General features: G+C 41.7%; 13 protein-coding genes. 9 read left to right on the top strand and 4 right to left on the bottom strand.

The window, feature by feature from the left end:
• Positions 1 to 202, bottom strand: a 202-nt coding sequence (locus NG798_RS24515) for a hypothetical protein (protein ID WP_261226345.1), incomplete at its 3' end; no start/stop codon positions are given.
• A 33-nt stretch (positions 203 to 235) separates the two neighbouring features.
• Between NG798_RS24515 and NG798_RS24510 the strand changes: the two genes are divergently transcribed.
• Entirely contained in the window at positions 236 to 610 is a 375-nt protein-coding gene (locus NG798_RS24510) for a hypothetical protein (RefSeq protein ID WP_261226344.1), read from the top strand.
• A gap of 229 nt (positions 611 to 839) precedes the next feature.
• Here the strand turns inward: NG798_RS24510 and NG798_RS24505 are convergent, their stop codons facing one another.
• Positions 840 to 1,061, bottom strand: coding sequence for a hypothetical protein (locus NG798_RS24505; RefSeq protein WP_261226343.1), 222 nt, complete (start codon positions 1,059 to 1,061; stop codon positions 840 to 842).
• A complete protein-coding gene (locus tag NG798_RS24500) occupies positions 1,061 to 1,228 on the bottom strand; it encodes a hypothetical protein (protein WP_261226342.1) in 168 nt (55 codons plus the stop codon). Before NG798_RS24500 ends, NG798_RS24505 begins: the two co-directional genes overlap by 1 nt.
• Positions 1,229 to 1,375: 147 nt before the next feature.
• Between NG798_RS24500 and NG798_RS24495 the strand changes: the two genes are divergently transcribed.
• From NG798_RS24495 to NG798_RS24460, 8 genes are all read left to right on the top strand, one after another.
• On the top strand, positions 1,376 to 1,672 hold the full coding sequence (locus NG798_RS24495; RefSeq protein ID WP_261226341.1) for a hypothetical protein: 297 nt from the start codon (positions 1,376 to 1,378) through the stop codon (positions 1,670 to 1,672).
• Between the two features lie 86 nt (positions 1,673 to 1,758).
• Positions 1,759 to 2,007 (top strand): hypothetical protein, encoded by a 249-nt coding sequence (locus NG798_RS24490; protein ID WP_261226340.1) that lies wholly within the window; start codon positions 1,759 to 1,761, stop codon positions 2,005 to 2,007.
• Entirely contained in the window at positions 1,944 to 2,201 is a 258-nt protein-coding gene (locus tag NG798_RS24485; RefSeq protein WP_261226339.1) for a hypothetical protein, read from the top strand. The genes NG798_RS24490 and NG798_RS24485 overlap by 64 nt, the downstream gene beginning before the upstream one ends.
• 375 nt (positions 2,202 to 2,576) lie before the next feature.
• The gene (locus NG798_RS24480; protein ID WP_261226338.1) at positions 2,577 to 5,807 is read left to right on the top strand and encodes an Hsp70 family protein; all 3,231 of its coding nucleotides are present in this window, start codon (positions 2,577 to 2,579) and stop codon (positions 5,805 to 5,807) included.
• A gap of 201 nt (positions 5,808 to 6,008) precedes the next feature.
• Positions 6,009 to 7,517: a nucleotide exchange factor GrpE gene (gene grpE / locus NG798_RS24475; protein ID WP_261226337.1), complete on the top strand. Its 1,509-nt coding sequence runs from the start codon at positions 6,009 to 6,011 to the stop codon at positions 7,515 to 7,517.
• Between the two features lie 15 nt (positions 7,518 to 7,532).
• Entirely contained in the window at positions 7,533 to 9,422 is a 1,890-nt protein-coding gene (locus tag NG798_RS24470) for an Hsp70 family protein (protein WP_261226336.1), read from the top strand.
• A 214-nt stretch (positions 9,423 to 9,636) separates the two neighbouring features.
• Positions 9,637 to 10,170: a hypothetical protein gene (locus NG798_RS24465; protein ID WP_261226335.1), complete on the top strand. Its 534-nt coding sequence runs from the start codon at positions 9,637 to 9,639 to the stop codon at positions 10,168 to 10,170.
• 276 nt (positions 10,171 to 10,446) lie between these two features.
• Positions 10,447 to 10,758: a hypothetical protein gene (locus NG798_RS24460; RefSeq protein WP_261226334.1), complete on the top strand. Its 312-nt coding sequence runs from the start codon at positions 10,447 to 10,449 to the stop codon at positions 10,756 to 10,758.
• A 406-nt stretch (positions 10,759 to 11,164) separates the two neighbouring features.
• Here the strand turns inward: NG798_RS24460 and NG798_RS24455 are convergent, their stop codons facing one another.
• Entirely contained in the window at positions 11,165 to 11,362 is a 198-nt protein-coding gene (locus NG798_RS24455; RefSeq protein ID WP_261226333.1) for a hypothetical protein, read from the bottom strand.
• Between the last annotated feature and the right edge of the window lie 24 nt (positions 11,363 to 11,386).

The following is an 11,386-nucleotide window of genomic DNA, read 5'->3' as shown; positions in this document are numbered from 1 at the left end:
CCTCAACACCTTGAACCTCACTGGCCTCCCTGGATGTAATAAAGCCGGTGAATCTGTCTGAGATGGGGGATGTTGAGAGGCCGGTCGGTTTGGAGGGGCCGATGAATTTTGAGAGGTCGGTGGATTTTGAATGGTCGGTGGAGGAGGGGGAATAAGTAAATTTTTGGAGGCCGCTATCACCCTTGGAAATTCTTAAACTCATGGCTGTTTATGTTTGACCATCGTTTTAGCAACTATGAATATTGATCCTCGCCATTGGAATTATGAAGCAGAATCATCTAAATGGTGGACTGAGCCACTAGATATTGCTCTAACCGGGAGTCCTGCTTACTGCCAACGCTTTTTTGCTGAATTATTTAATGAATTCCCCGTCTTAGTGGAAAATGCCGTTTTTTTGAGATGGTCTTTTCAACCTGAATGGATTTACGCAGTCTTTAACGTATCTGATAACGGTTTTGGTGTGCAAATCGATACGGATAATGAGTATATCGTGGTGTGGGGGCCGGATGGACAGGGACAGGCGGAGTACAGTGATTGGAATGATGATCTGGTCGCTTCAGCGATCACTCATATCCGCAATTTAATGTGTTTTTTTGAGAAGTTAAATTAGTAAAAGTAGTCAATCCAGTTAAACAGGTGGATAGGATGACTCATTCTTATGTTCAGAGCTAGTGGATTTTTGAGAGGTCGGTGTATCTGCCAGCACCGCCATAATCTCTACTAGCACTAAGCTAGAGATGGACTGAATTACCGAATTGATACCCAAAGCAAACACCGGCCTTCTCCCGTATTCCAACTACCGAACGAAATCTGGGCAAATTACCTTCAACCACCGGCCCCTAGAGTCCCATCGGCATCACTAACTTCCCCAATATATTGAACCTCACCGGCCCCTGCTGGATGTAAAAAAGCCAGTGAACTTGCCAGCTATGGGGGATGTCAAGGAGCCGGTGGATTTGTCTGCGTTTGAAGATATTGAGAGACCAGTCGAATTCGCTCGTCCCAGCAGATGTTGAGGGCCCGGTGAAGACGATGGACGCGCTGTATGGCCGATGAACCATTAGAGGCCGGTGTCACACTGACAAAATTCTTGATTATCATGGCCATTACCCCACCGGCACCCAGAAAACCTGGACAAATCACGCAATACCACCGGCCCCAAAAAACCCGAAGAAATCCCGTATTTCACCGGCCCCCCTTTGGGCTTCCCTAAATAAAAGTAGACCATCGGCCCCGTTTAATTAACCATCTGCAAGTTACTCAACAGCCAACAAAAAACTTATTGCGATTCACCGGCATCAGTAGATTATTGCAGCGCTGATGGGACTCCGGGGGTCCGTGTATGGAGTGGGACAAGTGGATCTGTTAGGGGCCGATGGATTTTTGCAGGCCGGTGGCTCTATCGGGGGCCGGTGGAACTTGTTCGTGCCGGTGGATCTGTCGGGGGACAGTGGAACTTGTTCGTGCCGGTGCCACGCTCGTCCATTTTAAATCTTATGGCCATTTTAGACCGGCCCAGAAAAAATACATATTATCGCCACTCCAGGCACACACCGGGATCATAGAATCCACCGGCACCACCGGCATCACCGGCCTCCCCAACACCTTGAACCTCACCGGCATCCCTGAATCTAAAAAAGCCGGTGAATCTGTCTGTGTCCTTGGATCTTGAGGGTTCGGTGAACCTGCCTGCCTCCTTGGATCTTATGGTGCCGGTGGAACTTGCTCGTGCAGGTGGATGTTAAGGGGCCGGTGAACTTGCCGAAATCCTTGGATGTTGAGGGGCAGGTAAATATCGGAGGGCCAGGGGATATTGTGGTGCCGGTGGATGCGAGAAAGTCGGTGCATGGAATGGCACAGGCGGATGTTCGGGGGCTGGTGGATTTTTTGGAGCCAGGAGATTTTGTGATGCCGGTCGATTTCGGAGGAGCGGTAGATGCAGAATGGTTGATGAATTTCGGCTCTCCAGCATCCACTGGAGAGCCGGTGGCATTAATGGGACGGTGAAAGCAGGATGGCCGGTGGAACTACAAGGCAGTGGATGGGGTGGGACAAGCGGATGTTATGGTGTCGGTGGGTATTGGGCCTGTGAACCATTAGAGGCCGGTGTCACGCTATCGGCATCCCAGACGGACACGGACAAACTAGCGTACCCCACATACCGAACTAGACATGGACAAATTGCCACACCCAGACCCTAGGCGGACACCGACAAAATAGCGTATCCCACATACCGAACTAGATAATGTGCGATTCCGCGAACGCGGATCGCGAACGCGAATTGCTTATTCCCATGCCTGGAAAAACAATCGGGATGCCTCATCTGTTAACGAAATTAAGTAAAAATACTGATGCCGGAAAAGATCAGAAAAGCTTAAATTGATAATTAGCTAAATCTATAATTGACGGTAAAGAAAGAGTGCTGTTCCCGCAGCCTCATAATAACCTAGTTATTTACCCCAAGCCAGGAGTATTGTGTCGATTTTATTAAATAATTGCTATAAAGCTATAAAGTAGTTGGAAAGGTTTAATTTCCGGTTGCTCTTAAGTAGTACAGTTGCTTCTAATATTAAAAAATGACTAATTTCAAACCCTCTCAATATCAACAAGACATCTTCAAGTGGATCGAGTCAGGTTCAGGAGATGGTTTTGTCCAAGCGGTAGCAGGAAGCGGTAAAACTACAACTTTAGTAGAAGGAGCCAAAAAACTAAAAGGTAGCAAGGCATTATTTTTGGCATTTAATAAAAGTATTGCAGATTACTTGAGTGAAAAACTGCCCCAGAATATGGAAGCTAAAACTTTTCATAGCCTGGGAAATAGCTGCTTGTTTAAAATGTTGGGTGCAGCTCAGCCAGTAGATGAATATAAATATCGTAATTTAGCGAATAAGGAAGCTCAACATATTTTAAATAAGATAAAATCTAGTGTCAAAAATCGTTTGGGTGAAGCCACCCTCTATCTACATGAAAATACAATAGCCAAGCAATTGACCGATTTAGTTCATTTTGCAATGGTCACTCTTACCGACCCTAGCGATCGCAATACAACCTTGAATATGATTCGCCACTTCGGTATAGATATTGACTTTGAACAGCCTATAATATTCAATGAATTATTGTCAGCAGCGACTCGGATTATCGCCAATGGAGAAGAACGTGCACGGAATGCCAAAATCATTGATTTTGATGATATGATTTATCTGCCAGTGCAATGGAATCTACGACTTCCTAAATATGATTGGATATTTGTAGATGAAGCTCAAGATTTATCTAAGGCTCAATTAGAATTAGCATTACGCGCTCGTGGGCAAGGAGGAAGGATATTATTTGTTGGAGATAAACACCAGGCAATTTATGGATTTGCAGGTGCTAATTGTGATAGTGTTGATGAAATTATTAAGGAAACAGGGGCTAAAGAACTACCTTTATCTATCTGCTATCGCTGTCCAACTTCCCATCTTAATCTTGCCAGAGAAATTGTTCCATATATTGAACCACGCCCAGATGCACCAGAAGGAGATATTGAGACAATTAAACTCGATAAACTTTCTGGTATAGTCCAAGAAGGAGATTTAATCTTATCTCGAACTACCGCACCATTGGTTGAACTATGTATAGAGTTAATTAGCAAGAATATCCCGGCGCGTGTACGCGGACGAGATATTGGTACATCTATTACCAGCATTGCTCAAGAAATTTCTCGCAGTTCGGGGTTTACTTATTCTAAGTTACCCATATATGTAAAAGATTGGGAGCAGCAAAAATTAGAAAAGCTACAATCTAATCCAGACAATGAAGATAAGATTCAATCTTTACGCGATCGCTGTCAAAGTATCATTGCTTGCTACGAAGGATTTGACTGTTATTCTATTGAACAACTCTGTAATCAACTAGAAAAATTATTTAGTGATGATCGTCTTGGGGTAATACTATCCACGATTCATCGGGCTAAAGGGCTGCAAAATCGACGAGTGATGATTTTAGATTATGAAAAACTACCTCTTAAATGGTTAGGACAAAAATCTCACGAATTAGAGCAAGAATGGAATCTTAAATATGTAGCATTAACCCGTGCAGAAGAGGTATTATTCTTGGTTCAAACGAGCCAAAAAGTAGAAGAAACTTCAAATCGTAATAACTTTCTACCAAATCGGAATGAAGAACAACCTAAAACTGTTCCTCAAACCAAATCTGCTCCGAAACCTGAAATTGTGTCCGCCCGTGCAGGTAAACGGGAAACTGCGCCAACCATTCAACCTATTGTTAGACCAAAAGTACAAGGAAATAATGCTGAAATGAGTTATAAACTTGGTATTGATTTAGGAACCACCAACTCTGTTGTTTCTGTCTGGCGTAATGGAAAAATAGAAACCCTGACAATCGAGGGAGATGAACTGATGCCTTCTGTGGTTTCTTTTCACCCTGATGGCAGTTGTATGGTAGGAAAAAGCGCCAAAAGAAGATTCCTGCTTTATCCAGAACAAAGTGTTGCGTCTTCTAAGCGTTATATGGGAGATATAAACAAGCTTTATCAGCAAAGAGGAGAATATCTCTCTCCTACTGATATCGCCAAGTTGATCCTAGAGAAAATTGCTAAAGTTGCTCAACAAGCTCTTGGAGAAGAGGTTAAGGATGCAGTGATTACGGTTCCAGCTTATTTTAATGAAGCACAGAGAGCAGAGACAAAGAAAGCCGCAGAAGAAGCAGGGTTAAATGTTCTTCGTTTAATTCCAGAACCAACCGCAGCCGCGATCGCCTATGGGATTGATACTAGCAGAAATCAGACCCTTATGGTTTATGACTTAGGGGGCGGCACATTTGATGTATCTATCCTAGTTGTTAAAAACAATAGCTTTGAAGCCAAAGCCGTCGGTGGAGACATTCGGTTAGGTGGTGATGATTTTGACCAGGCGATCGTAGATTGGGCTTGCAAAGAATTCAAGGCTCAGTCAGGGATTGACCTTAACAGCCACCCTAAAAAGGAGACAGAACTAGCAAAACTAAAAGAACTAGCAGAACAAGTCAAGATTGAATTATCAAGTGCTTATGATGCTTGTTTATTCACGACTTGTCTCGGTCATTCATTGGAATTAAATATTTCCCGAAACGAATACAACAAGCTGATCAATCCTCTGTTGGAACGCACCATCACGATTATGAAATCGGTTTTGGCAGATGCAGGATTGACTGCTCTAGACATTGACCGAGTGATTTTGGTTGGCGGTTCAACTCATACTCCCGCAGTCCGAGAAATGCTGGCACGGGAAATTAAAGATCCCTATACAGCTTCCCATGTTGCATTAGTAGTTTCTCATGGGGCAGCATACTTAGCAGCAGGTAAGTGTCCACAAATCAGCGAGGTTACAGGTCACTCCCTAGGGATAGATATGCGTGATGGGAATGACAAGCTATTTTTCAAACCAATTATTCCAAGACAAACAACCTATCCCTGCCGATTGGGTGTACTGGGATACACACGAGATGCCTATCAAGAGCAAGTCCAAATGAAGGTTTATCGGGGCGAAAATAACGATCCGGAAGAAAATACTTATTTAGGTGAACTGCACTTACCAGTATTGCCACCACAGAAAGAAAAAGTCCCTGTGGCTGCCATTTTCGATCTAGATGCAAATGGAATCATTCATTTTACTGCGGTGCAACTGCCAGTTGGCGGGGCTAGTCAAGGGATTCGTCAATATGCTCTTGAGAACAATAGTTCTTTAGATTTATCAGCAGTGGATGTTTTGATCGAACGAGGTCAGGCTAAAACCCAAATGATAACAATCGAAGAAGCATTGGAAAGATAATAGTTTCAGGAGTTAAGGGAATTAATGAATGATCATCAGTTGTCAGACTCTAAACTGACCACCATTGAGGAAAATACTACATCGCCGCCATCAAACCGAAAATCTGCCAATTTTAATTTGGCTCATGTAATCTTCCACTTTGTCCGAGGTATTTTAGAATTTTTGCGTTCATGTTTTTATAATTTTTGGGGGAGCCAGGGAATGGGCAAAACGAAAGAAAAATCAATTGTGATAACTGAAAAACAGCATTCTATCCTAGAACAGATAGTTTCTCAGCAGTTTTCACCAGAATTAGTGCTGGGAGTCCTAATTATCCGAGAAATAGCAAAAGGCAAACAGGAGCAACAGGTAGCTGACTATCTGGGAATCAAAATAAAGCCGGTGCGTCAGTGGGCGGACAAATGGTTAAAGGCAACGGAGGAATTCTCACTTGATGATATAAGTGTGGATGACGAGCGGCTAACTCAATTGATAGAGAAGGTGTTCGGAAATTTTCAGTTACCTTCTGAAACCGAGTCCTCTCCGGTATTATCGTCAGCCTGGGAAACTCAAATTCAAGCATTGAGCGCTCGCCTAATCAACTTAGAAACCCAACTGCAAACAACTAACCAGAGTGTCACAGGGGTAGAAAGCCAATTTCCGCAGGTAATCAATCAGTTACAACGCCTGGAAAATCAGCTTTTTCCGATTATTCCACAGCTAAACGAGCGGGTGATGGGCTTAGAAAGCCAATTGCAAGCAAATAATGAGAGTGTCACAGCCTTAGAAAGTCAGTTGCCCCCAATAATCAATCAATTGCAACAGTTGGAGCATCAGGTTTTCCCTCCACTGCCACCGGCTATCGCAAAACTTGTTGAGGACGTTTGCCAGAAGGATGAGGTTAGTCTCGCTCAAGATCAACAAGATATTGATGACTACTACAAGCAGGCTCAACATTGGAGTAATTTGAATGCCACTTTAAATTATGACTTAAAGTCTGCTATCGAGAATTGGCAGAGCAACCTACTACCCGATTGTCGTAAGTTAAAAGAACAATTGCCCGAAAAAATCCAAGAAAGGTTAAAACCACGACATGAAGTTATAGAAATGATAAATCGCAGTTTCTTGCGGTTGCGCGGTGTAGTTGATGGGCTGATGGCGAATGAATTGCCAGCTAAACCTCAGCTACCGGCAATAACCCAACAACAGTTAAGGAATATTGTAGATGCCGATTTAGATCCAGATGCAGCGAGTCAAGCCATTGAAACAGAATTAAATCATGTGCAACGAGAGCGTTATCAGCAGATCCGCGCCATTCAAGATATAGCCGAGACCCATCAAAAAAACTTTACAAATTTTGTCAAAAATAAGGTGCTGGTAATTCTCGATAATTTAGATGAGGGAGAACGCTATTCTAAGCCAGTTATCAAAGAATTAGTTGAGAAAACCCGCCAGTATCAGGAAATACTCGAACATTGGCTAGGCTTTCATGGAATTTTGCGAGCAAATTTGCTAGATTTGCTGACTTCATTGGGCATCAGCACAATGAAAATAGAGATTGGCAGTCCAATAGACTGGAATCGTCACGAACCTTTGGACAAAGAAGCCGATCCTCAATTACCAAATGAATCTATTAAGGAAGTGATTCGTAAGGGTTATGAGTTCAGTATGGGGGATGGCAAACAACCTCAACTGCTGCGCGAAGCGATGGTAATTATCGTCAATAATTAAGGAAGTAGTAAAATCATGCAATACGATTCCGAACACAATCCGGTACTGGGAATAGATTTGGGTACAACCAATAGCGCGATCGCCTATTGGAAGGGTATAATGCCAGTTCCTTATGAGGTCGATCTCGGCCAAAGAACTCTAAAATCAGTTGTGTACTATGATTCCGATCATTCAACTGATGAAAAAAAGCAATTTTTGGTAGGCAAATCGGCTTTGAGTAAGGGCGAATTGAATCCGAGCTACATGGCTAGAGAGTTTAAACGAAAAATGAACAATGCTTCACCCTGTATCATTCTTGGAGGAACAAAATTTTCACCAATAGAACTATCTGCGGAAGTGCTGAAAAGGATTTACAGCGATGTAACTGGACAATATCCTGAAGGAAAGTTTCAAACTCGTAGTACAGTTGTAACTGTCCCCTATGATTTTGATGAAATTGCTTGTGAAAATACTGAAGAAGCAGCTAAAATGGCTAACATTAACTTCAAAAAACTGTTAAAAGAGCCAATTGCCGCATCTTTATCTTATGCTTTGGATCAAGTTGATCACACTCGACAGGATAGAGAAGAAGAAAAAATTTTGGTCTTCGATTTGGGTGGTGGGACATTTGACTTAACTTTATTCCGGTTACAACAGAATCCTCATAAGCTAATGTTTGAAGTTTTAGCAACAGGGGGGCATTCTAAACTGGGGGGAATAGACTTTGATGAATGTTTGACTAAGTTGTTTCTGGAACAATCTAAGATTAGTTTGGATAATGCCCGTGAAGTGCAAAAAGAGAGAGTTGCTCAACGTAAATTAAAGGACGCAGTAATCAAGATTAAGCATGACCTTAGCCATATAGACAGTAGTTATTGTTCTATTTTAGACCTGCTACCCGGTCAACATTTAGATTTAATGGTAACAAGACAGGATTTTGAACTTTCTATCGAATTGTATCTCAACAAGATTAAATCCATTCTGTCCCAGTTATGGAACCAAGCTCAAATTCAGCCCAATGAAGTCGATCGCGTTATTTTGGTGGGTGGTTCTAGCCGAATTCCTTGTATTCGACAACTTTTAATTGAAAACATAGGATCTGACAAAATATATCAGCATCCTAGACCAGACCTTTGTGTAGCAGAGGGTGCAGCGATTTATGCTGCTTATTTAGAGGGTCTGTCTGTATTCGGCAATCGTGAAGTTGAAATTTTAACCGATGGGTTTGGTGACAATATTTCGATTTTAAATGAGAAAATTGAAGAATTACGTCAGCAAGTTTCTACTTTAGAAATTGAGTTAGAAGATAAGAAAAATCAGATTAATACATTAGAAGAGCGTCTGAAGGGGATACAACAATCTAAAAATATAGATCCTTGGAATATTTTGGAAGAAAAATATTCTAATAATGAGATTATTGATGTACAAGTAACACATACCAACAACAGTGGTGCGGTTGTCAAAATATTGAATTTAGAGGGGTTTATACCTCGCTTTCAGCTTGTGCAACCACACAATCAATCTCTTGTTGGTCAATCACTAAAAGTGGTTTTTTTAGAATTCCAACCGTCAGAAAACAGATTAATTTTTTCAGAAAAGCAAGCTGTTTTTTATACGCTGGAAATTGGGCAATTAGTTGAAGGAAAAATTGTAACCATTAAAGATTTTGGGGTTTTTGTTGAATTTAATGGATTACAAGGATTGCTCCACATTAGTAAAATTAGTAAGAAGCGTGTAAGTTCTGTTACTCAATTATTTGAAGTGAATCAAAAAATAAAAGTAGTAATAATTGGACTAGATAATACACCCAATAAAAAGAAAATAGATTTATCAACAAGGGTTTTAGAAGAATATCCAGGAGAAATGCTGGAAAATATGGATAAGGTTATGAGTGAAGCTGAAGCCAGACTAGCTGAAGTTAGGTAAAAACTATCGGTGTAAGTGTTTAGCCGTGTAGCGAAAACCCTTATTTCACCTTAAACATATAGTTGAGAGGTGCTTTACCCTAGGATAATACATTCTATGAATAAGAGAGAGTATCTTTCCTAAACTCAATGTTGATCTCCCTTTCCCCAACCCTATCAACCTCAATGGCTATTTTGAAATTAACCCACTATTTATGCTAATGCTTCACCAAACTATGATTGCACGAATTAGTATAACAATACTCATATTATTGTCATTTGAGTTCCATATCCAATCACAAGCCCAAGCTCAACAAAGATCGCAGTTTTGTCATAGATATTTACAATCTTCTTCGGAACCTGCATCAATTACAAATAAAACTCATGTTATTGCAGACGGATATAGGTTTGAATACCCATCTAATTATAGAGTTATTTTAAAAAATAATGGTAATTATTTCATTACCGATAATCGCAATTATCAATATATGCAATGCCTTGTCAGAGAACGTGAAGGGACTGATCTTCTCCCGCAAGGCATTGAAATTAGATTGACTACAAAAGAACTATACGGTCGCGTCATTAGCCGCCAAACTATTGCGGGGAGGAATTCTATTATATATGGCAATGATGATCGAGTGCATCCGCAGGTTTTTGTTGCTATTCCTTCCCAAGGGGGTCATGTGGTAGTTAGTGCTGACTTATGTGGTACAGGAATCTGCCTTGAAGAGGGTTTTCGCCGAGTTCTTAATAGTTTAGTTGTGCCTTAAACATTTGAAATTAACCCGCTATTTATGCTAATCCCTCAAAAAACTCTGATAGCACGAATCAGTATAACTATACTGATATTACTGCCATTTTCAGTTTATCTACAATCACCAGCGCAAGCACAACGAAGACTAAGGGGTTTGCGCTGTCTTCAATATCTAGAATATTCTTTAGAACCGGCAGCAATTACAAGTAAAACTCAGGTCATTGCCCCTGGATATAGGTTTGATTATCCATCTAATTATAGAGTAATACTCAAAAACAACGGCAATTATTTTGTGACTGATAACGTAAATTATCAGTATATGCAATGCCTAGCTCAAGAAGGAGGCGCACCAACCGATAATATACCGCAGGGAATTGAAATTAGATGGACGACAAAAGAACTCTATGGTCGTGTCATTGGCCGTAAAACCATTGCCGGGAGGAATTCTATTATATATGTCGATGATAACCAACTGCATCAGCAGGTTTATGTTGCTATTCCTTCCCAAGGGGGCCATGTGATAGTTAGTGCTTACTTGTGTGCGAAGAAAATCTGCCTTGAAGAGGGTTTTCGCCGAATTATTAATAGTTTAGTAGTTCCTTGAACAGAAGATAAGGTAGGGGCTCATCCCTCGGACAATGAGGGGGCGAATTATGACGCGGAACCGTCACTTTAGCGAAGCGATCACCCTTTCCAAACCCAATTCAAATCAACACTCACCCTCATCAAAAACATTAGGAACATGAAAACATTCATCCCCATCGTAGTCTGCTCAATTATTGGAGGAATTGTTGGAGTAACCCTCGCTTCTCCCATTTCCTACACTCTCTATGAGAGCATTCCAGGGCAGGGTTATTCTCGAAGTTGCAGCCCCGGAGATATGTTTTGTAACTCCACAAGAAGTCGAGAAATTTACTCTGGACGAAGCTACAACACCCGTTCAGTTAGAGACAACGAAGGAACATTGCAGCAACAATTGATTTACGGGGGTATTGGTGTCGCTGCGGGGTTCATACCCAGTTTCTTAATTCTTCAATTCGTCCGTAAAAAGCAATAATTTCAGGAGCGGTATTGGTGTGGCTGCGGGGTCGATACCCAGTCTCCCCCCTCTGTGGGGAAATTATCGGCACCCCAGGCGGACACCGGCCCATACAGTATCCCACCGGCACCCAAATAAACATAAACAAATTACGCAATACCACCGACACTCATGGCCACTTCAGTAGACACCC

The sequence above is a fragment of the Ancylothrix sp. D3o genome (genome assembly GCF_025370775.1).
Taxonomy (GTDB): domain Bacteria; phylum Cyanobacteriota; class Cyanobacteriia; order Cyanobacteriales; family Oscillatoriaceae; genus Ancylothrix.
The sequence above is the reverse complement of the archived record's forward strand: the minus strand, read 5'-3'. Positions and strand labels throughout refer to the sequence as shown.